20 protein-coding genes, 3 pseudogenes and 1 riboswitch are annotated in these 23,582 nt (G+C 56.1%); of the genes and pseudogenes, 13 read left to right on the top strand and 10 right to left on the bottom strand.

The window, feature by feature from the left end; all coding sequences use genetic code 11:
• Positions 1-99: 99 nt before the first annotated feature.
• Both HMPREF3096_RS20580 and yebS read right to left on the bottom strand, forming a co-directional pair.
• A complete protein-coding gene (locus tag HMPREF3096_RS20580) occupies positions 100-2,733 on the bottom strand; it encodes a PqiB family protein (RefSeq protein ID WP_016161386.1) in 2,634 nt (877 codons plus the stop codon).
• The gene (gene yebS / locus HMPREF3096_RS20575; protein ID WP_012541267.1) at positions 2,702-3,985 is read right to left on the bottom strand and encodes a membrane integrity lipid transport subunit YebS; all 1,284 of its coding nucleotides are present in this window, start codon (positions 3,983-3,985) and stop codon (positions 2,702-2,704) included. Before yebS ends, HMPREF3096_RS20580 begins: the two co-directional genes overlap by 32 nt.
• Positions 3,986-4,117: 132 nt before the next feature.
• On the opposite strand from yebS, the pseudogene HMPREF3096_RS20570 reads away from it, so the two are divergent.
• From HMPREF3096_RS20570 to htpX, 4 genes and pseudogenes are all read left to right on the top strand, one after another.
• Positions 4,118-4,631, top strand: a pseudogene (locus tag HMPREF3096_RS20570) (GAF domain-containing protein).
• An 81-nt stretch (positions 4,632-4,712) separates the two neighbouring features.
• Positions 4,713-5,390: an RNA chaperone ProQ gene (gene proQ / locus HMPREF3096_RS20565; protein ID WP_008804278.1), complete on the top strand. Its 678-nt coding sequence runs from the start codon at positions 4,713-4,715 to the stop codon at positions 5,388-5,390.
• A 19-nt stretch (positions 5,391-5,409) separates the two neighbouring features.
• Positions 5,410-7,458 (top strand): carboxy terminal-processing peptidase, encoded by a 2,049-nt coding sequence (prc, locus tag HMPREF3096_RS20560; protein WP_008804279.1) that lies wholly within the window; start codon positions 5,410-5,412, stop codon positions 7,456-7,458.
• 235 nt (positions 7,459-7,693) lie between these two features.
• A complete protein-coding gene (gene htpX, locus HMPREF3096_RS20555; protein ID WP_008804280.1) occupies positions 7,694-8,578 on the top strand; it encodes a protease HtpX in 885 nt (294 codons plus the stop codon).
• A gap of 69 nt (positions 8,579-8,647) precedes the next feature.
• On the opposite strand, the gene HMPREF3096_RS20550 is transcribed toward htpX, so the two are convergent.
• Positions 8,648-10,018: an MFS transporter gene (locus HMPREF3096_RS20550; RefSeq protein ID WP_012967757.1), complete on the bottom strand. Its 1,371-nt coding sequence runs from the start codon at positions 10,016-10,018 to the stop codon at positions 8,648-8,650.
• Between the two features lie 177 nt (positions 10,019-10,195).
• Here HMPREF3096_RS20550 and kdgR point away from each other — a divergent pair, with 177 nt between their 5' ends.
• Positions 10,196-10,987: a DNA-binding transcriptional regulator KdgR gene (gene kdgR / locus HMPREF3096_RS20545; protein WP_008804282.1), complete on the top strand. Its 792-nt coding sequence runs from the start codon at positions 10,196-10,198 to the stop codon at positions 10,985-10,987.
• Between the two features lie 58 nt (positions 10,988-11,045).
• Here the strand turns inward: kdgR and HMPREF3096_RS20540 are convergent, their stop codons facing one another.
• Positions 11,046-11,285, bottom strand: a complete 240-nt coding sequence (locus HMPREF3096_RS20540) for a YobH family protein (RefSeq protein ID WP_008804283.1) — start codon at positions 11,283-11,285, stop codon at positions 11,046-11,048.
• Between the two features lie 159 nt (positions 11,286-11,444).
• Here HMPREF3096_RS20540 and mgrB point away from each other — a divergent pair, with 159 nt between their 5' ends.
• The 7 genes and pseudogenes from mgrB to rlmA all read left to right on the top strand — a co-directional run bounded on the left by mgrB (position 11,445) and on the right by rlmA (position 15,702).
• Entirely contained in the window at positions 11,445-11,588 is a 144-nt protein-coding gene (mgrB, locus tag HMPREF3096_RS20535; RefSeq protein ID WP_002911375.1) for a PhoP/PhoQ regulatory lipoprotein MgrB, read from the top strand.
• Positions 11,589-11,662: 74 nt separating this feature from the next.
• Positions 11,663-11,953: a YebO family protein gene (locus tag HMPREF3096_RS20530; RefSeq protein ID WP_002911374.1), complete on the top strand. Its 291-nt coding sequence runs from the start codon at positions 11,663-11,665 to the stop codon at positions 11,951-11,953.
• A 284-nt stretch (positions 11,954-12,237) separates the two neighbouring features.
• On the top strand, positions 12,238-12,447 hold the full coding sequence (locus HMPREF3096_RS31020; protein WP_153242727.1) for a hypothetical protein: 210 nt from the start codon (positions 12,238-12,240) through the stop codon (positions 12,445-12,447).
• A gap of 97 nt (positions 12,448-12,544) precedes the next feature.
• A pseudogene (locus HMPREF3096_RS29685) lies at positions 12,545-12,616 on the top strand (DUF2627 domain-containing protein); the annotation flags it as partial.
• Between the two features lie 85 nt (positions 12,617-12,701).
• Positions 12,702-12,911 (top strand): transcription antiterminator/RNA stability regulator CspE, encoded by a 210-nt coding sequence (cspE, locus tag HMPREF3096_RS20525; RefSeq protein WP_001062678.1) that lies wholly within the window; start codon positions 12,702-12,704, stop codon positions 12,909-12,911.
• 187 nt (positions 12,912-13,098) lie between these two features.
• Entirely contained in the window at positions 13,099-14,847 is a 1,749-nt protein-coding gene (ftsI, locus tag HMPREF3096_RS20520) for a peptidoglycan glycosyltransferase FtsI (protein WP_008804285.1), read from the top strand.
• A 60-nt stretch (positions 14,848-14,907) separates the two neighbouring features.
• The gene (rlmA, locus tag HMPREF3096_RS20515; RefSeq protein ID WP_023322886.1) at positions 14,908-15,702 is read left to right on the top strand and encodes a 23S rRNA (guanine(745)-N(1))-methyltransferase; all 795 of its coding nucleotides are present in this window, start codon (positions 14,908-14,910) and stop codon (positions 15,700-15,702) included.
• A gap of 3 nt (positions 15,703-15,705) precedes the next feature.
• On the opposite strand, the gene mntP is transcribed toward rlmA, so the two are convergent.
• From mntP to manX, 5 genes are all read right to left on the bottom strand, one after another.
• Positions 15,706-16,272: a manganese efflux pump MntP gene (gene mntP / locus HMPREF3096_RS20510; protein WP_008804287.1), complete on the bottom strand. Its 567-nt coding sequence runs from the start codon at positions 16,270-16,272 to the stop codon at positions 15,706-15,708.
• Positions 16,273-16,389: 117 nt separating this feature from the next.
• A riboswitch (yybP-ykoY riboswitch) is annotated at positions 16,390-16,492 on the bottom strand.
• Positions 16,493-16,691: 199 nt separating this feature from the next.
• Entirely contained in the window at positions 16,692-17,150 is a 459-nt protein-coding gene (locus tag HMPREF3096_RS20505) for a DUF986 family protein (protein ID WP_008804288.1), read from the bottom strand.
• A gap of 62 nt (positions 17,151-17,212) precedes the next feature.
• Complete coding sequence (locus HMPREF3096_RS20500; RefSeq protein WP_004145526.1) at positions 17,213-18,064, bottom strand: PTS mannose transporter subunit IID; 852 nt, start codon at positions 18,062-18,064, stop codon at positions 17,213-17,215.
• A gap of 12 nt (positions 18,065-18,076) precedes the next feature.
• On the bottom strand, positions 18,077-18,877 hold the full coding sequence (locus tag HMPREF3096_RS20495) for a PTS mannose/fructose/sorbose transporter subunit IIC (protein ID WP_004203359.1): 801 nt from the start codon (positions 18,875-18,877) through the stop codon (positions 18,077-18,079).
• Positions 18,878-18,933: 56 nt separating this feature from the next.
• On the bottom strand, positions 18,934-19,905 hold the full coding sequence (gene manX / locus HMPREF3096_RS20490; RefSeq protein ID WP_008804289.1) for a PTS mannose transporter subunit IIAB: 972 nt from the start codon (positions 19,903-19,905) through the stop codon (positions 18,934-18,936).
• Positions 19,906-20,351: 446 nt separating this feature from the next.
• Between manX and yoaE the strand changes: the two genes are divergently transcribed.
• The gene (gene yoaE, locus HMPREF3096_RS20485; protein ID WP_070544569.1) at positions 20,352-21,911 is read left to right on the top strand and encodes a CNNM family cation transport protein YoaE; all 1,560 of its coding nucleotides are present in this window, start codon (positions 20,352-20,354) and stop codon (positions 21,909-21,911) included.
• Positions 21,912-21,944: 33 nt separating this feature from the next.
• Here yoaE and HMPREF3096_RS20480 read toward each other — a convergent pair.
• A pseudogene (locus HMPREF3096_RS20480) lies at positions 21,945-23,515 on the bottom strand (EAL domain-containing protein).
• Positions 23,516-23,582 lie beyond the last annotated feature (67 nt).

Genomic DNA, 23,582 nt, shown 5'->3' with positions numbered 1-23,582 from the left:
CAGTTTAGCACAAACGCCCCGGTGCAGGACACCGGGGCGTGCGGTGAGTCATCTTCCCGCCCCCGGCGTTGGCCGGTGCGGGAGAAGGCGTTGTGAGGGTTACTGCGGCAGGGCGGTGCCCCATTCCCGCCACTCTTTCGGCTCGCTCTCCTGCAGCAGGAAGTGCTTGCCATCCTGGGCCTTCGGCGCCAGCGGTGTCCCCGGTGGCGTGGCAAAGGCGATCCCGCCGCGGATAAACTGGTTGAAGGTCCCGGTTTTCACCACGCCGCCAATCAGGCCGAAGTCGAGGCTGTAACCCGAGGCCAGCCAGAACACCGAGTTATTGCGTACCAGATACTGGTAGCGCTTGCTGATACGCAGTTTCACCATCACCCGATCGGACATTGACCCCAGCGACAGGCCAGTGACCGTCCCCACCTCAAGGCCGCGGAACAGGACCGGCGTACCGATGCCAAGCGACCCCGCCTCCGGCGCTTCCACCACGATGTTCAGGCCGTCGATATAACGTGAGTCGCTGATCGTCGTATCCTGGATCTCAAAGTCGCGGCGCGCCGGCCCGCGTCCCGGCTCAACGTTAATATAGGACTGGAACAGGGTGTCGAGATGCTCGACGCCCGCGGCGGAGATTTGCGGGGTGATCACCGAGAAGCGGGTCCCGGCCCGGGCGAAGGTACCGACGTATTCCGGGTAGAGCACCGCTTTCGCCTGCACTTCGTTTTTGGCGGTGATCAGCTCCAGGGACTGGATCTGACCGATATCGATGCCGAGATAACGAATCGGCATCCCGGCCGCCATCTTCCCGGCGTCAAACGCGTGCAGGGTGATCTGGCCGCCCACGGCGCGCGCCGCCGTTTCCGAAGCGTAAAGGATACGTTTGTTATTCAGCCGCGCGTTGGCGCTGCTGCCATTGAGGTTATCGAAACTGATCGCCCCTTTAATGGCGCGCGCCAGCGGCGAGGCCTGAACGGTGAGTCCGTTGCCGTCAAGTTTGACCTTCGCCCCCCCTTCGGCCCAGAAGACGCTGTTGTTGCTCAGCAGGTAGCGGTACTCCGGCTTGATATGCAAATCGATATCGAAAGCGTCTTTGCGCGGTTTGACGGCGATGATCTCGCCGACGGCGAATTTACGATACAGCACCACCGAGCCGGCCTGAACGTCAGGCAGGGTCTCGGCTGAGAGGCTTAAGGTCGTGGTCGGCACTTCGCTCAGGCTGTTTTCCTGGGCCTTTTCGAGGTTGGCGTACAGCGGGTAGCTGCTCTGCATTTCGCCTTTTTCTCCCGGAATGACCCGGATCCCGCCATTAACCCATTCGCTGGCGCTGGCCCCCAGCACCTGCACGCCATCGAGTCCGACTTTAACATCCAGACGGCTGTTAACCACAAACTTACTGTCACCGCGAATGAGATCGCGGTATTCGGGGGCAATCGCCACCTGGAAGGTCACCCCTTTGGCCGTCAGTTTGCGCTCCAGCACCTGGCCGACTTTTACTCCGTGCAGCACCAGCGGTTGGCCGCCGTCAATCCCGTAGCTTTCCGGCGCCGAGAGCGTGACGGTGGCGACGTTGGGCTCCTCCAGCAGCGCTTTATCTGCTGGCATGACGGAGAAGTGGTTGCGCGGCTCGCCTTCACCGGGTACCAGTTCAAAGGTATTGCCGGTGAGCAGGGCGCTGACGCTGGGGTTATCGAGGGAAATCTTCGGCTTCTTCATCTGAATCAGCGTCTTCTCACGCAGCAGCGTCACCACGCTCGGGTCGACGGTCATCTCGCCGGTCACTTTGCCGCCGGGGTTAAGATTCAGCTTACTTAACTGACCCACTTCCAGCCCCTGATACATCAGCGGCGTCGAGCCTGCTTTCAGCCCATCGCCGTCGGGCAGGTCGAGGGTGACCAGCACACCGCGCTGGCTATGCGCCAGATCTTCGTACAGATGATAGTCATCGTTTTGCGCCGCAACCTGCGAATCGGCAGGTGAATCGAAGGCGATAGCGCCGTTCACCAGCGCAGAAAGGTTCTCCAGCTGCACTTTTGCCCCACTCAGGCCGACGTCGGCTTTGATCCCGGAGACGTTCCAGAATCGGCTGCCTTTTTTCACCAGGTTGGTAAACCGGCGCTCGATCAGGACATCGATGGTGACCCCCTGATTATTGGCATTCAGGGTGAAATCATACACGCGCCCGACCGGGATCTTGCGGAAATAGACCAGCGAGCCGCTGTTCAGGGAGCCAAGGTCCGGCGCCTGCAGGTGGATCATCAGCTCGCCGTTGTTGATGCGGTATTTCGGCTGAGTGTCGAGGGCCACGAAGTGATCTTCGGGCTCACCTTTGCCAGGCATCATGCCAATGTAGTTCCCGCCCACCAGCGCATCCAGCCCGGAGACCCCCGCCAGAGAGGCTTTTGGGGTGACCAGCCAGAACTGGGTCTCTTTGCGCAGGGCATCTTTCATATCGCGTTTGATGCTGGCGGAAACCTCTATCTTACTCAGATCTTTACTGAGGCTAATATCCTGGACGGTGCCGACCTCGACCCCCTGATAACGGATAGGCGTCCGCCCCGGCACAATGCCGTTAGCGGACTGGAAATCGATGGTAATCGTCGATCCGCGGTCGTCAAAGCTGGTCCAGATGAGCCAGGCGGCAATCAGCAGCGCGATAACCGGCAACAGCCAGAATGGCGAAATACGGCGTTTAGTTTTTATTCTGGCTTCAGTCTGCGAAGCGGGCGATTCCTGACTCATGTGCGTCCCAAAGTAAGCGGCTGTCCAGCCATTCAACTGCAAGAATAGTTAAAATTACCGCACCGCCGAAGTAAACCGCCGCCGGCCCCATGGTGAAAGCGAGGAGCTGATCGCGATTGATTAGCGACATGGTGAGTGAAATAACAAACAGATCCAACATCGACCAGCGGCCAATCCAGGTTATCAGCCGCAGCAGCAGGATGCGGGTGCGCAAGCCTTGCTCGCACTTGAATTGTATGCTGACCAATAGGGTAAATAACACTATAACTTTGGTGAATGGCACCAAAATACTGGCGATAAATACCACTCCGGCGATGGCGATATTGCTGCTGGCAAGGGAGATGATCCCGGAAAGGATCGTATCGTCCTGGCGCGCACCGTTAACATAGATGATCGAGATCGGCAGCAGGTTGGCTGGTAAGAGAAATATCAGCGAGGCAATCAGCGCCGCCCAGCTGCGCTGCAGGCTCTGCGGCCGGCGATAATGCAGCGGGGAGTGGCAGCGTCGGCAGCGGCCACGCGCGTCGCGGTAGCCGGTGTAGTGGCAGCCGGTGCACACCTGTAAATTGTTATCGGCGCGGGTCGCCGGCCGTTCAGGATAGAAACGCTCCCACAGCTCTTCGACGTTCATGTGAATAAGCGTCAGGATGCTCAGCAGCGTCAGCGAGATAAACGCTACCAGGCCGATGCCGGGCTGCAGAAAGGCGTAATCCTGCACCTTGATGGAGGCGACGCCAATACCCACCAGATAGATATCCAGCATCACCCACTCTTTGAGCTTGCCGAGCATCAGCAGCACCGGGCGCAGGTTCATCCCCAGCACGTTGCCCAGCCAGAGATAGCTAATCGAGACCACCAGCAGCACCGGGGCGACCACCGCGCAAAACAGCACCATGGCGGCGGTAAGCGGGTCACCCTGCGCGGTCATCTGCCAGATCCCTTGCAGGACGTTGGCGTCGATGCGCACGCCCAGCAGGTGCAGGCGCAGCAGAGGCTCCGACCAGGCAAAAGGCATGAGCAGCAGCATCGCAACGGCCATGCTGCCCAAACGCGTCAGCGACCAGTCGCGCCCATCGCGCACCTTGGCGTTGCAGCGTGGACACCAGGCGCTTTGGTTGCGTTTAAGCACCGGTAAGCGAAAGAGCATGTCACACTGCGTACAGCGCTGATAATGCGCATAGGGAAGCGGTGTGCTGACGGCATGCACGACCAACTTCTTCGCAGGTTTAATCGTTGGTGTTTTTATCGGCATTTATTACGTACAGGAATGAATGTATCTCACTATCTTAACCTATGAATGAATTCATCTTGAGCCTAAGCGCATTTAATGCTTATTTTAGTAGGCTGTACGTATCAGGCAGTAAGACAACCAAGTGAAGATATAATGAGCAAAACAGAATTTTACGCGGATCTGAACCGCGATTTCCAGGCATTAATGGCAGGTGAAACCAGTTTTCTGGCGATGATCGCCAATACCAGCGCGCTGCTGTTCGAGCGGCTGAGCGAGGTCAACTGGGCCGGTTTCTATCTTCTGGAAGGCGATACCCTGGTACTGGGGCCGTTCCAGGGCAAACTGGCCTGTGTGCGCATTCCGGTTGGTCGCGGCGTCTGCGGCGCCGCGGTGGCGCAAGCCCAGGTCCAGCGCGTAGAGGACGTGCATGCGTTTGATGGTCACATTGCCTGCGATGCGGCCAGTAATTCAGAAATTGTCTTTCCCCTGCGCGTGAACGACCAGATTATCGGCGTGCTGGATATCGACAGCACGGCGTACGGCCGCTTCACAGCTGAAGATGAGCAGGGGTTGCGCACGCTGGTCGAGCAACTGGAAAAACTTATCGCGGCCACTGATTATCAAAAAATCTTTACCCGTGTCGTGGGATAATCAACGGATAACGTAGCATTTAGCGAGGACGTCATTATAATGTCGCCTGTTCATGCCTGCGGCTTGTTGGCTACGTCCGTTGTAATCAGGAAATTTCATGGAAAATCAACCTAAGTTGAATAGCAGTAAAGAAGTTATCGCCTTTCTGGCCGAGCGTTTCCCGCAGTGCTTTAGCGCTGAAGGCGAAGCGCGCCCCCTGAAAATTGGTATTTTTCAGGATCTCGTTGAGCGAGTGGGTGGTGAGATGAATCTCAGCAAAACCCAGCTTCGCGCTGCATTACGTCTCTACACGTCCAGCTGGCGTTATCTGTACGGCGTGAAAGCCGGCGCTATCCGCGTTGACCTGGACGGCAACCCGTGCGGCGAACTGGAAGAACAGCACATTGCCCATGCGCGCCAGCAGTTGGAAGAAGCGAAAGCTCGCGTTCAGACGCAGCGCGCTGCCCAGCAGGCGAAAAAACGCGAAGCCGCCGCCGCCGCAGGTCAGCAGGATGAAGGGGTTCGCCGCGAGCGTAAACCGCGTCCTCAGCAGCCGCGTCGTAAAGAAGGCGCTGAACAGCGTAAACCGCGTCCTGTTGCGGCCAAAGCCCCGCGTGAAGAGCGTCATACTCCGGTTTCGGATGTTTCCGTTCTGACCGTCGGCCAGGCGCTGAAGGTAAAAGCAGGCAATAACGCAATGGACGCCACCGTTCTGGAAATCACCAAAGATGGCGTTCGTGTACAGCTGACTTCTGGTATGTCAATGATTGTACGCGCAGAACACCTGGTGTTCTGAAACGGAGGCCGGGCCAGGCATGAACACATTTTTTAAAATCACCGCGCTTGCGGGCCTGCTGGCAATAGCAGGCCATGCTTTCGCTGTTGATGAAATAACCCGTGCAGATCAAATACCCGTGCTGAAAGAAGAGCCGCAGCACGCGACGGTGAGCGAGCGCGTGACGTCGCGCTTTACCCGTTCTCACTACCGTCAGTTTGATCTCGACAACGCCTTCTCGGCAAAGATTTTTGACCGTTATCTGAACCTGCTGGACTACAGCCACAATGTGCTGCTGGCCAGCGATGTGGCGAAGTTCGCGGCCAAAAAAGACCAAATCGGCGACGAACTGCGCACCGGGAAACTGGACGTCTTCTACGACCTTTACAACCTGGCGCAGCAGCGTCGCTTTGAGCGCTATCAGTATGCGCTGAAGGTGCTGGAACGTCCGATGGACTTTACCGGCAACGATAATTTTAACCTTGATCGCTCCAAAGCGCCGTGGCCAAAAGATGAGGCCGAGCTGAACACGCTGTGGGACGCCAAGGTGAAGTTTGACCAGTTAAGCCTGAAGCTGGCGGGTAAAGACGATAAAGAGATCCGCGACACCTTAACGCGTCGCTATAAGTTCGCGATCCGTCGTCTGGCGCAAACCAACAGCGAAGATGTCTTCTCGCTGGCGATGACCGCCTTCGCTCGCGAAATCGACCCGCACACCAACTACCTGTCTCCACGTAATACCGAGCAGTTCAACACTGAGATGAGCCTCTCTCTTGAGGGGATCGGCGCTGTCCTGCAAATGGATGATGACTACACCGTCATCAATTCGCTGGTGGCGGGCGGCCCGGCCGCGAAGAGCAAAGCGATCAGCGTCGGCGACCGTATCGTTGGCGTTGGCCAGACCGGGAAGCCGATGGTTGATGTCATCGGCTGGCGTCTGGATGACGTGGTCGCGCTGATTAAAGGACCGAAGGGCAGCAAAGTGCGCCTTGAGATCCTGCCGGCAGGCAAAGGGGCCAAGACGCGTATCGTGACCCTGACCCGCGAGCGGATCCGTCTGGAAGACCGTGCGGTGAAGATGTCGGTGAAAACCGTTGGTAAAGAAAAAGTCGGCGTGCTGGATATTCCGGGCTTTTACGTTGGTCTCACCGATGATGTGAAGGTGCAACTGCAGAAGCTGGAAAAACAGAACGTCAGCAGCATCGTCATTGATCTGCGCAGCAACGGCGGCGGGGCGCTGACCGAGGCGGTATCGCTCTCGGGTCTGTTTATTCCGTCCGGCCCGGTAGTGCAGGTCCGTGATAACAATGGCAAGGTCCGCGAAGACAGCGACAACGATGGCGTGGTCTATTACAAAGGGCCGCTGGTGGTGCTGGTTGACCGCTTTAGCGCCTCGGCGTCTGAAATATTCGCCGCGGCGATGCAGGATTATGGCCGCGCGCTGATCGTTGGCGAGCCGACCTTCGGTAAAGGGACGGTACAGCAGTATCGCTCGTTGAATCGTATCTACGATCAGATGCTGCGTCCGGACTGGCCGGCGTTAGGTTCCGTCCAGTACACCATCCAGAAGTTCTACCGTATTAACGGCGGCAGTACGCAGCGTAAAGGCGTGACGCCGGATATCATGATGCCAACCGGTAATGAAGATCGTGAGACCGGCGAGCAGTATGAAGACAACGCGCTGCCGTGGGATAGCATCAACGCAGCCACCTACGTGAAGTCCGGGGATCTGACCCCGTTTGGACCGGAACTGCTCAAGCGCCATGATGAGCGTATCGCGCAGGATCCAGAGTTCCAGTACATCATGAAGGATATTGCCCGTTATAACGCGATGAAGGACAAGCGTAACATCGTCTCTCTGAACTACGCCCAGCGTGAGAAAGAGAACGAAGAGGATGATGCGATTCGTCTGGCGCGGATTAACGATCGCCTGAAACGCGAAGGCAAACCGCTGCTGAAAAAACTGGATGACCTGCCGAAGGATTACCAGGAGCCGGATCCGTATCTTGATGAAACGGTCCATATCGCGGTAGACCTGGCGCATCTTGAAAAAGCGCGCCCGGCGGTGGAACCGCCAGCCAGTAAATAAATAACAAACGGGCACCTCAGAGGGTGCCCGTTTTATTTTGTGCTTTTGTCATCACCTTTCAGCTCAACTAACAAAATGTCAACCTGCCCGGCCGCTGTCAGCAAGATGCTACAAAATGTAAAGTTGTGTTTTTATCGTGACTTAGCGGGGGTTGATGGTTGAAAATTGCAGCCTGACCCATACGATGTGGGTAATCGCATAGTGCGTTTTGTTAAATTGAGGTAAAAAGAAAATTATGATGCGAATCGCGCTTTTCCTGCTGACGAACCTGGCAGTAATGGTCGTGTTCGGGCTGGTGTTAAGCCTCACGGGGATCCAATCCAGCAGCATGACCGGTCTGTTGATTATGGCCCTGCTGTTCGGCTTCGGTGGTTCTATCGTTTCGCTGATGATGTCGAAATGGATGGCCCTGAAGTCTGTGGGTGGGGAAGTGATCGAGCAGCCGCGCAACGAAACGGAACGCTGGCTGATGCACACCGTCGCCCAACAGGCGCAGCAGGCGGGCATTGCCATGCCGCAGGTGGCTATCTATCACGCGCCTGATATTAACGCTTTTGCTACCGGCGCGCGTCGCGACGCCTCGCTGGTCGCCGTCAGCACCGGGCTGCTACAAAACATGAGCCGTGATGAAGCGGAAGCGGTCATTGCCCATGAAATCAGCCATATCGCTAATGGCGATATGGTGACCATGACGCTGATTCAGGGGGTGGTGAACACCTTCGTTATCTTTATCTCGCGCGTGATTGCCCAGATTGCGGCCGGTTTCCTCGGCGGCAACCGGGAAGATGAAGGGGAGAGCAGCAATGGTAACCCGCTGATCTACTTCGCTGTCGCCACGGTGCTGGAACTGGTGTTCGGTATTCTGGCCAGCATTATTACCATGTGGTTCTCTCGTCATCGCGAGTTCCACGCTGACGCCGGCTCGGCGCGACTGGTGGGCCGCGAGAAGATGATTGCTGCCCTGCAGCGTCTGAAAACCAGCTATGAGCCACAGGAAGCCAGCAGCATGATGGCGTTCTGCATCAATGGTAAAGCGAAATCCATGAGCGAGCTGTTTATGACTCACCCGCCGCTGGATAAACGTATTGAAGCCCTGCGTAGCGGTGAGTATCTGAAGTAATCCGTCGCTTCGACGCTAAAAATAAAAATCCGCAGCCCGAAAGCTGCGGATTTTTTTTGCCGCCGTTTATCAGGCCGCGCGCGGCTGGGTGACGCGCAGACCGCTAATCAGTGCGGCAACGGTCGCCAGAATGCCGGCCAGCAGCAGGGCGGTATGGGTGCCGCTGTTGCCGAGCAGGTTGAACAGCAGGGCGACCAGCGCCGCGCCAGTGCTCTGACCGAGCAGGCGAGCGGTACCCAGCATCCCGCTGGCGCCACCGCTACGATGGCTCGGAGCCGAGGCGACAATAGTGTGGTTATTCGGCGACTGAAACAGCCCGAAACCGGCGCCGCACAGCGCCATACGCCAGATAATATCCAGATCGGAAGGCGACGCGGGCAGCAGCGCCAGGCCGAACAGGCCGCAGGCCATAACCAGCAGCCCAATGGCCCCCAGCAGTCCCGCATGGCATTTCTCAATCAAATAACCGGCCAGCGGCGCCATCACCATGGTCGCCAGCGGCCACGGCGTCAGCAGCAGGCCGGTCTCCACTTCGCTGCGCCCCATCATCGTCTGCAGGAAGAAGGGCAGGGAGACCATCGCCAGCATCTGCGCACAGAAGGAGCAGATGGAGGTGCAGATAGAGAGTGAGAAGAGCGGGATGCGCAGCAGGTCGACCGGCAGCAGGGGGACGGGCATGCTGAGCTGGCGGCGAACGAAGAAAAAGCCCACCACCAGCATGGCGGCCACTTCCGCCAGCACCAGCTGAACAGACTGTCCCTGGGCGAACCCGCTGAGCGCAGTGATCAGCAGCCCGAAGGTGAGGGCGTTCATGATGGCGCTCGGCAGATCGAAGCGGATGATTTTGCTGCGCGCGCTGTTGGGTGGCAGAAAGCGCATGGCCAGAACAAAAGCGACGATCCCGAGGGGAACGTTAATTAAAAACAGCCATTGCCATGAGGCAAGGGAGAGGATCGCCGCGGCGATCGTCGGGCCTGCTGCCGAAGAGACGGCGACGACAAAGGAGTTGATGCCCATGCCGCGGCCGAGAAAGCGCTGCGGATAAATCAGGCGGATCAACGCGGTGTTCACGCTCATCAGCGCGGCGCCGCCCAGCCCCTGGGCGACGCGGGCGAAGGTCAGCATGTCGAGACTGCGCGACAGGGCGCAGGCCAGCGAGGTAAAGATAAATACCACCAGGCCTATCTTATAGATGCGGCGATAGCCGACCATATCGCCGAGGAAAGAGAGCGGTAGCAGGGCGATGACAATGGCGATTTGGTAGGCGTTAACGATCCAGATTGACGCCGCCGGCGAGGCGTTAAGATCGCTGGCGATGGTCGGGAGCGCGACGTTGGCGATAGCCCCGTCGAGCACGGCCATGGTCAGCCCCAGCACGATGGTCAGAATGGCGCCATAGCGTTGCGGCAGCGGCACGCCATCGGAAGAATTTTTATCCATGGTGAATATAAGTCTTAAATGAAACGGTTTTTTGAATGATGAGTTTAGCATTGATTATTCCGCAGTATGTCGCAGATTTGTAACGAAGTGGCAGAAGAATGATTGCGGCGCAGAGGCGGCGAATTTATAATAAAAACCGGTTCTAAATTTTATAAAACAGTTACGGCGAGGTGATAAATGGCAGGTGCAGATTTGGATAAACAGCCAGATTCTGTCTCTTCGGTATTGAAGGTTTTTGGCATCTTACAGGCGCTGGGTGAAGAGCGTGAAATTGGCATTACCGAACTGTCCCAGCGCGTCATGATGTCGAAAAGCACCGTTTATCGCTTTTTACAGACCATGAAATCACTGGGCTATGTGGCGCAGGAAGGCGAGTCAGAGAAATACTCCCTCACGCTCAAGCTGTTCGAGCTGGGCGCTCGTGCGCTGCAGAACGTCGACCTGGTACGCAGCGCCGATATTCAGATGCGCGAACTCTCCCGGCTGACGAAAGAGACTATTCACCTCGGGGCGCTGGATGAAGACAGCATCGTCTACATCCACAAGATTGACTCGATGTACAATCTGCGGATGTACTCGCGTATCGGCCGTCGCAATCCGCTGTACAGTACCGCGATTGGTAAGGTACTGCTGGCGTGGCGCGATCGCAGCGAAGTGGAGCAGATCCTCGAGGGCGTGGAGTATAAACGCAGCACCGAGCGGACCATCACCAGCACGGAAGCGCTGCTGAAGGTGCTGGATGGCGTACGCGAGCAGGGATATGGCGAAGATAACGAAGAGCAGGAAGAGGGACTACGCTGCATCGGGGTACCGGTGTTCGATCGTTTCGGCGTGGTTATCGCCGGACTGAGCATCTCTTTCCCGACGCTACGTTTCTCAGAAGAACGTTTGCATGAATATGTGGCGATGCTGCATCAGGCGGCGCGCAAGATTTCTGAGCAAATGGGATACAACGACTACCCGTTCTGACGCGGTAGCTGAAACATCCGGCGAGCGCGGTGCTATTGTCGCGCTCGCCGGAGTGATTTTAACCGTTATCAACCACGGTTGCGCTTTTGCGCAGAATGGGACAGTTACTGACGCCGATCACACCGCTATTGGAATGCACATAAAGTGCGGTACTGACCCCGCGGGCGGTGAGATACTGACACTTAAGACCCAGACCACCGACGTTTTCTTCACTGTGGAATAATACGCCATAGCCGCTTAATAATACGCCAATCCATAAGATAGCCACGACGACAATAGTACGAATGATTAATCGCATTGATGCCTCATTATTTGTATGATCCTTGCCGTGATTTTGACACGAACACGTTTTGAAACAAGTCGATGATTCCTAAACTTGCCGTTCGTATTACAGTTAGCCGCGGTTTAAGAAGGCCGTGTTATCCTGGTGAGATAAAGTACTAATGCGGAGAGTGGAGTGAAAAAATTACGGTGGGTTTTACTGATAGTCATCATAGCAGGCTGCCTGTTGCTGTGGACTCAGATGCTTAACGTAATGTGCGACCAGGATGTTCAGTTTTTCAGCGGCATTTGCACTATCAATAAATTCATCCCGTGGTAAGACATTTTTCTGACGACTGATTTCCTTCTGCGGTGTGGGTGGTAGAATGAACGCCTTCTCTTTGAGGTGGTGAAATGAGTGAGTTACTAAATCCTGGGATCTTAAATCTGGCTTCGCTGGCTGTATCCGTCGCGTTGCTGCTTGTCGGTCTGTTGTTATGGTTCTTCGTCAACCGCGCCAGTTCGCGGGCGAACGAGCAGATAGAACTGCTGCAAGCGCTGCTGGATCAGCAAAAGCGGCAGAATGCGCTGTTACGTCGCCTTTGCGAAGCTAATGCGCCGGAAAAAGAGGACGTGGCCGAGCCGACCGTCGCAGGCAAGGCGAAAGGAGAGGATGAGTTTATCCGCCTGGTGGCAGAGCGCTAAGTACCTCCACAGGTGTGCATCATAAGATGCGCACCTGCATGATAGCTGGCAGTAATAGCTTATTCTTATTCCATTATTCCTTTCCCCGCGCATTATTCCCTTTTTTACACGCTGTAAATAAAGTCATTCCCGCCGCGTTTATTGCCCTGGAATGTGACACTGTCATCATTTTTTCATTATTAAGGTGCAGAATTAGCTCTATTTTTAGCGTGACGACTAACAGGTTTTATTATCACTACACTGGTACGGCTTTAGCGATTTTTCGTCTGCTGTTATGAGTAATTATGCGCATCAATATTCATCGCCTTCAGCGAAGCGCCGTCAGCATGGCGGTTCGTATACGTACATACCTGGACGAAGCGAAGTTGTTGAGCTATGGTAAAAAAGTTGCAGTAATGAGGCAGCAACCAGGTGATATTAGCGAATGCTATAACGCCTTGCCAGGAGCGGCAAAGACGCATAAATGTGCAGGCGATCAAATGATTACCTTATAATTTGTGCGAACGATCGTGACACGTTTAAAAATGGCTTGCCATTATTTACGTAGTATGTGATAACACGTTTCGGGTTAAACGAGGTACAGTTCTGTTTATGTGTGGCATTTTCAGTAAAGAAGTCCTGAGTAAACACGTTGTCGTTGAATACCGCTTCTCTGCCGAACCTTAAATTAGTGCCTCATGCAGTTATGTGTCAGTTTTATCTATGTAAACGCCAGCAGGCGAAGAAAACAGTCTAAGGAATTTTGCAAATGGCAAAGATTAAAGGTCAAGTTAAGTGGTTCAACGAGTCTAAAGGTTTTGGTTTCATTACTCCGGCTGATGGCAGCAAAGACGTGTTCGTACACTTCTCCGCTATCCAGGGTAACGGCTTCAAAACTCTGGCTGAAGGCCAGAACGTTGAGTTCGAAATTCAGGACGGCCAGAAAGGTCCGGCTGCAGTTAACGTAACTGCTATCTGATACAAGACCACTCTTCTTGTATAAAAGCCTCGCCTGCGCGGGGCTTTTGCGTTTTTATTGCAAAGCATGTCATTTTACCCCCTTCCGTCGCGTCTTGTTGCAAATAGTCAACTTTATTAGCATTGTGTAGCAGTCTGTTTTGCTAATTTTCTGTTAAATCAGATGGTTGCAAAATGATGCCGGAGCTATGGTGCTAAAGAAAAAAATGAAGTCCGCCGCCAGCTTTACCCCGATTCGCTTCGGGTTACTCTGTGTGGCCATTCTTGGTTGTCTGGGACTGCTGTTGGCCCGCGTGGGCTGGCTGCAAATTGTCTCTCCCGATAACCTGGTAAAACAAGAAGACATGCGTTCTCTGCGCGAAGAGCCCGTGGCGGTGGAGCGCGGCATGATTAGCGACCGCGAAGGACGACCGCTGGCGGTGAGCGTACCGGTCAGCGCTATCTGGATCGACCCGCAGACCACCATGGAGAAGGGTGGTGTTGGTTATGGTCCTCGCTGGCAGGCAATGGCCGAAGCACTGCATCTCAACCTCGGGGAGCTGGCCCAACGGGTACAAAGTCATCCTCACGCCCGTTTTCTCTATCTGGCGCGTCAGATCAATCCGGAGCAGGCGGAGTGGATTGATAAACTGCATCTCCCGGGCGTCTATCTGCGCGATGAATCGCGACGTTTCTATCCGGCTGGTCATGTGGCTGCCAATCTGCTGGGCTTTACCAACGTCGATAATCAGGGCATCGAAGGGGTGGAGAAAAGCTTTAATGCCCAGCTGACCGGCAAACCCGGACGACGCCTGGTGCGCAAAGATAAACATGGCAATGTTATTGAAAATATTACCGAAGTGCCGCCAGTCCCGGCGCATAATCTGCAGCTGAGTATTGATGAACGTCTGCAGACGGTGACCGAAGATGCGCTGGATAATGCCGTTCGCTGGAATAAGGCGGAATCCGGGGCGGCGGTATTGATCAAAATTGATACCGGTGAGATTCTGGCGATGGCCAGCTACCCGGACTTCAATCCGAACAATCGCGACAGCGCGACGCTGGATGATTTCCGCAACCGCGCCATCAGCGACACCTTCGAACCCGGGTCGACCGTCAAACCGCTGGTGATCATGACCGCGCTCCAGCAGGGGATTGTCCAGCCGGATAGCGTGGTGGACACCCATCCGTTTGTCCTCGACGGCCACCGCATCCGCGATGTTGGCTATTATCCGGAGCTGAGTCTGACCGGGATCCTGCAAAAATCCAGTGATACCGGCGTGTCGCATCTCTCGCTCGCTATGCCGGTGCAGCATCTGCTTGATACCTATCAGGCATTTGGGTTCGGCGAGCCGACCGGATTGGGATTGACCGGGGAAAGCGCCGGGCTGATGCCGCATCGCCGCTACTGGGGGCAGCTGGATCGCGCTACCTTCGCGTTCGGCTATGGGTTAATGGTGACGCCGCTCCAGCTGGCGCACGTCTACGCGACTATCGGCGGTTTCGGTATTGAACGACCGTTATCGATAACCCGCATCGATCCGCCGGTGATAGGTACGCGGGTGATGCCGGAGAACATCGTGCACAGCGTAGAGCATATGATGGAGAGCGTGGCGCTCCCGGGGGGGGGCGGGACCAAAGCGGCAGTGCGCGACTACCGGGTGGCGGTAAAAACCGGGACGGCGAAGAAAATCGGTCCGGACGGCAAATATATCGATAAATATGTGGCCTACACCGCCGGCGTGGCGCCCGCCAGTCGTCCACAGTTTGCGCTGGTGGTGGTGATGAACGATCCGAGTAATGGCTCCTATTACGGCGGGGCGGTGTCCGCGCCGGTCTTCAGCCAGATCATGGGGGATGTCCTGCGGCTGGAGAACGTCATGCCGGACGGCATGCCGCAAGGGGCGGAGAATCTGATCGTGATGCACGACAGCCATCCGCTGGCGCCGGCGCTGTAACAGTGGTCTGCAGGGGCGAATAGCGCTACACTTTCGCCCTTTAGCAACACCGGAGCCGTCATGTCATACAGTTGCCCCCTTTGCCACGCGCCGTTAAGCCAAGGCGACAACCACTATTCCTGCCCGCAGCGGCACCAGTTCGATCTGGCGAAAGAGGGGTACGTCAATCTGCTACCGGTGCAGTTCAAGCGGTCGCGCGATCCCGGCGATAGCGCTGAGATGATGCAGGCCCGGCGGGCGTTTCTGGATGCGGGTCATTATCAGCCGCTACGGGAGGCGATCGCCGAACGGCTGCTGCACTACGCCCCTGCGGATTTACTGGATATCGGCTGTGGCGAAGGGTATTACACCCACGCGTTTGCCACCATCGCCAGCCATAGCTGGGGGCTGGACGTGTCGAAGCCAGCGATCCGCGCGGCGGCAAAACGCTACCCGCAGGTCAGTTTTTGCGTCGCCTCCAGCCAGCGTCTGCCGTTCTCCGATAACAGCTTCGATGCGGTAGTGCGCATTTACGCCCCCTGCAACGCCGAAGAGCTGGCGCGGGTGGTGCGGTCTGGCGGATGGGTGATCACCGCCACGCCGGGACCCCGCCATCTGCTGGAGCTAAAAGGGCTGATTTACGATGAGGTACGCCTGCATGAGCTGAAGACGGAAGCGATGCCGGGATTCCGCCTGGACGCTCAGCAGCAGCTGGCCTATCCGATGACCCTGACGGGAAGTGAAGCGCAGGCGCTGCTGCAGATGACGCCGTTCGCGTGGCGGGCTAAGCCTGAGGTGCACGCCGCGCTGCGTCAGCAGGCGACGTTTGGCTGCCAGACCGACTTCATGATCCATTGCTGGCAGCGCGAGGCGTAAGGCTTAACCGGCGAAATGGCTCCAGAGGATTTCGCTGCCGATGCCAATCAGCACAATACCGCCGAGGATTTCGGCCCGTTTGCCCAACAGCGGGCCAATAAAGCGACCGACCATGATCCCCAGCGTCGACATAAGAAACGTCGCGCAGCCGATCGCCAGTGCGGTGGTCACAATGCTGACCTGCAGGAAGGCCAGACCCACACCAACGGCCATCGCGTCAAGGCTGGTGGCGAAGGCGGTGGTGACCAGCAGCCAGAAACCATGACGGCGAGGCGCGTCGCACGCCTCGTCGCTGTCGCCGCGAACACCTTCCACGATCATTCGCCCGCCGAGAAACACCAGCAGAATAAAGGCAATCCAGTGGTTCCACTCGAGGACAAACTGGCTGGCCAACATGCCGAGTCCCCAGCCGACCAGCGGGGTCAGGGTTTCAATCACGCCAAAAATCAGCCCGGTGCGGACGGCTTCTGAGAATTTAGGTTTGTGCAGGGTGGCACCCTTGCCGATAGAGGCTGCAAAGGCGTCCATAGACATGCCGAAGGCGAGAAGAATGGTAGCGGATAAATTCATGTGCGTGTCCTGACCGGGGATAATCCATATGACACATCGCTGCCCCCAGTAAATATACGCGGAGCCGCTCAATGGCTGAGCAATACGTACAGCAGTGATGTATCTATGGTCTCGCCTGATTGAATCACTTCAACCCGTACGTGCCACGTTTTGCAACGAGTATGTTGACACGTACATTTCCTGGCAAACAGGAAATCGGCTACTCCCCAACGACGGGCGCAACCTTAACATATTTTTAGAATATAAAACAATAACAGAAGACGGCTATTTTAATAACCAAATGATAACGATTTTCATTTAAATTTATAAGTAAATAAATAGTTAATAAAAAAGGGAAGAGGAGGCAGGGGAAATATAGCCATGGCTATATGTTTTTCCAGAGAAAAACTGGAAAATATAGCGCTGGCTATATTTATAACTCATTGAGTTGAAACGAGAAGTTTGTAGATTTTCTCCAGGTCGTCGATATTTCGTACGCGAATAAGCAGCCGCCGTTGCTCTAATTGCATCACCAGCACGCCGTCCTCGGATAAATTCATCTCTTTAATTCGCTGATATTCTATCCACACGTTGGCGAAGAAAAAACCGCGCGGTTTAAAAATGATTTTCGGCGTACGGATCCAGAATAAATAGAGACCCATCAGCGCCAGGGCAGATAATAGCCAGGTGGTGATCGGGGTGCCGTGCTGGGTAATGTTGTTATAGATCAGAATGGCGGTGAGGCCGACAAAGATCAGACCGTCAACGCGGCTGCGGCGAAGCAGGGGAATGGCCAGCAGCACCGGGCCGTTCCGCCTCGGCATAATGAACTGGTCATACACCGCGTAGGCCAGTAGCGCAAGGATAAACAGGATGATCACCAGGTCCGTGAATGTCATTGCTTTGCGTTCCTCCTGATAAAAAAAAGCCGGGGGCAAGCCCCCGGCGTACAACCTGGAAATTACAGACCCAGCAGGCCGACAGCGTAGCCCGCGATACCGATGACGAAGAAGCCAACGATGATCCACAGTGGGTTAACTTTCTTGCGCAGCAGCCACATACAGGCGAAGGTCAACAGCAGCGGTACCAGGCCCGGCATCAACTGGTCGAGGATGGTTTGCACCGTGGTGACGTGAACCTGTCCGTCAGAACCGGTGATTTTTGACACCACCATCGGAATATTCACGTGCGTCCACTTGTTAACCAGCGCCCCCATGACAAACAGGCCGAGGATTGACGCCCCCTCAGTCAGTTTCTGCAGGAAACCGCCGCCCATATCTTTAACGATGTCCACGCCTTTGCGGTAACCATAGGCGACGCCATAGTAACGGGTCAGCAGACGCACTGCGTTGAACAGGATAAAGAACAGCAGAGGACCGAGCAGGCTACCGCTCATCGCGATCCCAGCGCCTAAGGCCGCGAACACCGGACGCACGGTACCCCAGAAGATCGGGTCGCCGACGCCGGCCAGCGGCCCCATCAGACCGACTTTGATGCCGTTGATGGCGCCATCGTCAATCTCTGCGCCATTGGCGCGCTGCTCTTCCATCGCCAGGGTTACGCCCAGTACCGGAGCGGCAACGTAAGGATGGGTGTTGAAGAACTCAAGGTGACGTTTAATCGCCTGCTTACGCGCATCATTGTTCTCCGGGTACAGGCGACGGATTGCCGGAACCATAGAGAAGCAGAAGCCCAGCGCCTGCATACGTTCGAAGTTCCATGACCCCTGGAACAGGTTAGAACGAATGAACACGCCACGAATATCACTCTGAGTGAGTTTTTTCTCGGTGGTATTTTTAGTCATATCAACCATTTCGCTCACCTGTTAGTCCAGTTCGTTATCGAGATCGTTGTTACCAGCCGCCTGAGCCGGCGCACCGGCGACGCGGTTATATTTCGGGCTCAGCTGGATGTAGAGGATAGCCATGACCGCACCAATCACACCCAGGGCTACCAGGTTGAAGTTGGTGAAGGCGGCGGTGACGAAGCCGAGGTAGAAGAACGGCATCAGGTAGCCTGCGCGCATCATGTTGATGACCATCGCATAACCGACAACCACGATCATACCGCCGGCGATGTTCAGACCGCTGGTGACCACTTCAGGGATCGCGTTCAGCAGGCCCTGGACTTCGCTGGTACCGACGGAAATGGCGACGATGACGGCCGGGATAGCGATACGCATCGCCTGCAGGAACAAGGACGAGACGTGCAACCACGACAGGGCGGTCAGGTTGCCATTCTCCGCCGCTTTATCTGCCGCGTGCTGGAAGGCTACGGTGATGGTACGAACGATAATGGTCAGCACCTGGCCTGCCGCCGCCAGCGGGATAGCCAGCGCGATACCGGCACCGATGCTCTGATGGCCGGCAATAACCAGAACGGTGGAAATAATGGACGCCAGCGCGGCATCAGGTGCAACCGCCGCACCGATGTTCATCCAACCCAGAGCGATCATTTCCAGCGTACCGCCGATGATAATACCGGTTTTCATATCGCCGAGAACGGCACCGATCAGCGTACAAGCGACCAGAGGACGGTGGAACTGAAATTCATCAAGCACCGACTCCATACCCGCAATACACGCGACGATGAACACCAGCACAATCTGAAGAAGGGTAATCTCCATTGTACTTCTCCTGTTGATTAAGTCTTAAAGTGAAAACTGGGGCGCGATCGGCCGGGTTATTTATCAACCTTGGCGATCAGATCCATCATTTTCAGTTTCGGGTCGGTGGACACTTTACGTGCCTCCAGCTCGATACCGCGTGCGTTCAGCTTGTTAAACGCCTCAATATCTTTGGCATCGACCGAAATCGCGTTGTTAACCTGGGTTTTGCCCTGGCGGAACGCCATACCACCGATGTTGACGCTGGTGATTTTCACGCCGCCCTCGACGATACGCTCAACGTCGGTCGGGTTAGTAAACAGCAGCATGACGCGCTGCCCGGCGTACATCGGGTTGTTGTAAACGCGGATCATTTTGGCGACGTCCACCACGTGGGCGGTGACGCCCGGTGGTGCAACCTGGGTCAGCAGGGTTTTGCGCACCGTATCCGCGGCCACTTCGTCGCTGACGACGATGATGCGGGTGACGTTGGTCTCTTTGGTCCAGCGGGTGGCGACCTGACCATGGATCAGGCGGTCGTCAATGCGCGCGAGGCCAATCACCATGTAGTCGTTCGGGCCCATCGGTTTGGCCGGCGCGGCGGCTTTTGGCGCCGCGGCAGGGGCTGGCGCGGGAGCCGCTTTTTCCACCGGTTTGGCCTTCAGCGCTTTCACGCCTTCGCTACCGGTCTCCACCGCTAAGGCGACCAGTTCATCAAACGAAGGGTCATCATCGCGGGCCATGAAGGTTTCCACCAGCATCGGGATGTTGACGCCAGCGATAACTTCGTAATGCTCTTTATCGACGACAATGCGGCTCGCAGCGTTGAACGGGCTGCCTCCCCATGTATCGACGAGAAATAGCACGCCTTTACTGGTATCCAGTTTTGCCAACTGGGCATTGTATTTCTCGATCAGCGTTTCGGCGTTTTCACCCGGAACGAAATCGATCCAGCCAACGTTTTCCTGCTCGCCCAACAGCATCTCTGCTGTTTTCAGCAGCTGTTCTGCAGCCCAACCATGTGTGCCTATTACAATAGCAATCGTCACTTGCTACCTCCTTTATTATCGTGAATGCATCATCTGCTTTGATACATCCTGAATCACTCTTGAGGACAAAATCGATTCAGTTAGGGTGTAAGATAGAAAATAGTTACTACCGCGAATTATTTTAGACAGTGAAAAAATAATTAATGTGATGAAGATCCGTTAATCAGGCATCGCCTGGTAATAATTTTGCAGCGCAAAAAATAGCCTTAGTTATTGCAAATTCAGGTAAATTTTTTCCAATTTCGATCTATATTTTGCTATGTTTAACTTCCGTTTAATTACTCAGGAGTATAGGGCATAGCCCGCAGTATGGACCGTCATCGACGTCTTTTCACTTTCTGGCACCTGGTTGCCACCTCCACGCATCACGCTTTTCTCTCAGCACCTATTGTCGCGCCCATGCATGACATGGCGATGACTCAGCTTGCCGCTAACCGGAGTCGTACATGGAATTGTTAATGGATCCCTCAATCTGGGCTGGCCTGTTGACGCTTATCGTTCTGGAGATTGTGCTCGGTATCGACAACCTGGTGTTTATTGCCATCCTGGCGGACAAACTGCCGCCGAAGCAGCGCGATAAAGCGCGACTGATCGGCCTTTCGCTGGCGCTGGTGATGCGCCTGGGGCTGCTGTCGGTGATCTCCTGGATGGTGACCCTGACGAAGCCGCTGATTACTATCGCTGATTTCTCCTTTTCCGGGCGCGACCTTATCATGCTGCTCGGCGGGATCTTCTTGCTGTTTAAGGCGACGACTGAACTGCATGAGCGGCTGGAAAACCGCCAGCACGATAGCGGTCACGGTAAAGGGTATGCCAGTTTCTGGGTGGTGGTACTGCAGATCGTGGTGCTGGACGCCGTCTTCTCTCTGGATGCGGTGATCACGGCGGTCGGGATGGTTAACCATCTGCCGGTGATGATGGCGGCGGTGGTGATCGCCATGATCATGATGCTGCTGGCGTCGAAGCCATTGACGCGCTTTGTCAACCAGCACCCGACGGTGGTGGTGCTCTGTCTGAGCTTCCTGTTGATGATCGGCCTGAGCCTGGTGGCGGAAGGGTTTGGCTTCCATATTCCGAAAGGGTATCTGTACGCGGCGATCGGTTTCTCGATCATCATCGAGTTCTTCAACCAGGTGGCGCGACGCAACTTTGCCCGACATCAGTCGACGCTGCCTCTGCGTGCCCGTACCGCGGATGCGATCCTGCGCCTTATGGGCGGCCGGAAACAGACCTCCGTCAGCCATGACGCCGACAGCCCGGCAGCCATACCGGTGCCGGAAGGGGCGTTTGCCGAAGAAGAACGTTACATGATTAACGGCGTGCTGACGCTGGCCCAGCGCTCCCTGCGCGGTATTATGACCCCGCGCGGTGAAATCAGCTGGGTCGACGCCGAACAGAGTGATGACGAAATTCGTCGTCAGCTGCTCTCGTCGCCGCACAGTCTGTTCCCGGTCTGCCGCGGAGAGCTGGATGAAATCATCGGTATCGTGCGGGCGAAAGAGTTGCTGGTGGCCCTTGAGGCGGGCGAAAACGTTGCGGCGCTGGCCTCTGCCTCCCCGGCGATTGTCGTCCCGGAAACGCTGGACCCGATCAATCTGCTCGGCGTTCTGCGCCGCGCGCGCGGCAGCTTTGTCATCGTGACCAACGAGTTTGGCATGGTACAGGGGCTGGTGACGCCGCTGGACGTCCTGGAAGCCATCGCCGGTGAATTCCCGGATGCCGATGAGACGCCGGAGATCGTCATTGACGGCGATGGCTGGCTGATCAAAGGCTCGACCGACCTGCATGCGCTGCAGCAGGCGCTTGGACTGGATGCGCTGGTCAATGAAGATGAGGATATTGCCACGGTGGCCGGGTTGGTGATCGCCGTCAATGGCCATATCCCGCGCATTGGCGACACCGTGTCGCTACCGCCGCTGCAGTTTACCGTGGTGGAAGCGAATGATTACCGGGTCGACCTGGTCCGCGCGGTGGTCACCCGTCCGCTGAGCGACGAAGAAGAGTAATTGCCCTGCTCGTCGGCCCCTGTGGCCGGCGAGCTATTCTCCCCCCTCGCTTTTCTGCCCCTCTCTGTCTGCCAGCCACGCCGGAAACGCCTCTATCGGCATCGGCCGGGCATAATAAAATCCCTGCAGCACATCGACGCCGTGGCCCCGGAGATAGCTTTCCTGCTCCAGCGTCTCCACCCCTTCGGCCACGGTAACGATATTCAGACGGTCGGCGAGGGCTATAATAATATCCGTCACCGTGGCATTGACGCTGTCTATCCCGACGGAACTGGTAAACGAGCGGTCGATCTTCAGCACGTCCGGCCGCAGTTTTTCCAGCCACGAGAGCGAGCTGTTACCGGTGCCAAAATCATCTATCGCCAGCTGGACCCCTTTTAAATGCAAATGTTCGGCCATGTGCTGGTCGCCATCCTGCAGGACATCGCGTTCGGTGAGTTCAACCACCAGCTGTTGTACCGGATTGACGCTAAACCAGTAATTGTGCAGGTCATGCAGCAGCAAACCGTGGGCAAAGTGACGGGCAGCGACATTAATCGCGATATGAAAATGCGGCTCGCTGGGGAAGGCATCCAGGCGGCGGGCGGTTTCGGCGATCACATAGCGGGTGAGGGGAATAATCAGATTGTCCCCTTCGGCGATGGGAATAAATACCTCGGGCGAAATCTCGCCGCGGCGGGGGTTGTTCCAGCGCAGCAGGATCTCCACCCCGCAGCAGCGTCCGCTGCGCGCATCCTGCAGCGGCTGGCACCAGAGGGTAAATTCCCGGGCCGTGATGCCGAGACTTATCTCTCGCGAGAAACTCATTCTGCCGGCGGTGGCCAGCCAGGCGATGCCGGTCATCAACAGGCTGAAGATGAGGGCCAGCGGCAGCTCACCGGGCAGCTCCTCCAGCGCGATAGTCGCGGCACCCGGACCGTTAATGTTGATGGTAAAGGGAAATTCTGTGGAGCGCTGGCGATAAATCACCGACGCCTGCGGGGCGTGCGCTTTGTCAATCAGGCCGAGGCCGCTGATAAAATAATGGTCGCCGACCTGCAGGCTGACGTCGCTGATCAGGGGCGATTTTTCCTTGAGAATTAAGGTTCCCAGCAGCTCGATATTGACAATTAACATCACGCCGTCGAAGCCGCTTTCCGAGGCTGGATACCACTGGATCAGCACCGGTGTGCCTTTGAGCAGTGAGTTGTCGGTAGAAAAGAGCAGTAAGGGGTGGTGAGCCGGAAGCGCGGGCTGCAGCTGGTGCAGATCCGCCTGCCGTTGCCCAAAGATACTGGAACAGTAGATCATCCCTGACGCCACCAGCGCGACGGAGCGGACCGTCTGCAGCGAGGCCGCCATTTTGCGCAGTGTGAGATGAATATCCATGCAGGGTTTGTCGACCAGGGAGAGTAGCGTCGCCCGCTCTGCGCTCAGCGGACGCAGGATGTTATCCAGCGCCGTGACCCGCTGGCTGGCGGCAGTGCGAATGTACTCTTCATTTACGCTACGCTGTGAAATAAATCGGATAGCTAAGGTGGTACCCAGGTTAGCAGGGCTACCAGCAGGCAGACAATAATGCGTTTGCGACGATAGGCCGTAATGACTTTTTGTGCAGTCTGCATGTGCGACACCCTGTCGACAGGACGAGTGGTTAAGCGTGGCTTATTTAATAGAGCAATTGTAGTGGCA

This window comes from Klebsiella sp. HMSC25G12 (assembly GCF_001807705.1).
GTDB classification, from domain to species: Bacteria; Pseudomonadota; Gammaproteobacteria; order Enterobacterales; family Enterobacteriaceae; genus Klebsiella; species Klebsiella variicola.
This window is presented reverse-complemented; position numbering and strand designations above follow the sequence as displayed.

Excerpts from the sequence above, each read along its gene's own strand:
- HMPREF3096_RS20580 (WP_016161386.1), bottom strand. The coding sequence starts at position 2,733 with ATGAGTCAGGAATCGCCCGCTTCGCAGACTGAAGCCAGAATAAAAACT.
- yebS (WP_012541267.1), bottom strand. The coding sequence starts at position 3,985 with ATGCCGATAAAAACACCAACGATTAAACCTGCGAAGAAGTTGGTCGTG.
- proQ (WP_008804278.1), top strand. The coding sequence starts at position 4,713 with ATGGAAAATCAACCTAAGTTGAATAGCAGTAAAGAAGTTATCGCCTTT.
- prc (WP_008804279.1), top strand. The coding sequence starts at position 5,410 with ATGAACACATTTTTTAAAATCACCGCGCTTGCGGGCCTGCTGGCAATA.
- htpX (WP_008804280.1), top strand. The coding sequence starts at position 7,694 with ATGATGCGAATCGCGCTTTTCCTGCTGACGAACCTGGCAGTAATGGTC.
- HMPREF3096_RS20550 (WP_012967757.1), bottom strand. The coding sequence starts at position 10,018 with ATGGATAAAAATTCTTCCGATGGCGTGCCGCTGCCGCAACGCTATGGC.
- kdgR (WP_008804282.1), top strand. The coding sequence starts at position 10,196 with ATGGCAGGTGCAGATTTGGATAAACAGCCAGATTCTGTCTCTTCGGTA.
- HMPREF3096_RS20540 (WP_008804283.1), bottom strand. The coding sequence starts at position 11,285 with ATGCGATTAATCATTCGTACTATTGTCGTCGTGGCTATCTTATGGATT.
- HMPREF3096_RS20530 (WP_002911374.1), top strand. The coding sequence starts at position 11,663 with ATGAGTGAGTTACTAAATCCTGGGATCTTAAATCTGGCTTCGCTGGCT.
- HMPREF3096_RS31020 (WP_153242727.1), top strand. The coding sequence starts at position 12,238 with ATGCGCATCAATATTCATCGCCTTCAGCGAAGCGCCGTCAGCATGGCG.
- cspE (WP_001062678.1), top strand. The coding sequence starts at position 12,702 with ATGGCAAAGATTAAAGGTCAAGTTAAGTGGTTCAACGAGTCTAAAGGT.
- ftsI (WP_008804285.1), top strand. The coding sequence starts at position 13,099 with ATGGTGCTAAAGAAAAAAATGAAGTCCGCCGCCAGCTTTACCCCGATT.
- rlmA (WP_023322886.1), top strand. The coding sequence starts at position 14,908 with ATGTCATACAGTTGCCCCCTTTGCCACGCGCCGTTAAGCCAAGGCGAC.
- mntP (WP_008804287.1), bottom strand. The coding sequence starts at position 16,272 with ATGAATTTATCCGCTACCATTCTTCTCGCCTTCGGCATGTCTATGGAC.
- HMPREF3096_RS20505 (WP_008804288.1), bottom strand. The coding sequence starts at position 17,150 with ATGACATTCACGGACCTGGTGATCATCCTGTTTATCCTTGCGCTACTG.
- HMPREF3096_RS20500 (WP_004145526.1), bottom strand. The coding sequence starts at position 18,064 with ATGGTTGATATGACTAAAAATACCACCGAGAAAAAACTCACTCAGAGT.
- HMPREF3096_RS20495 (WP_004203359.1), bottom strand. The coding sequence starts at position 18,877 with ATGGAGATTACCCTTCTTCAGATTGTGCTGGTGTTCATCGTCGCGTGT.
- yoaE (WP_070544569.1), top strand. The coding sequence starts at position 20,352 with ATGGAATTGTTAATGGATCCCTCAATCTGGGCTGGCCTGTTGACGCTT.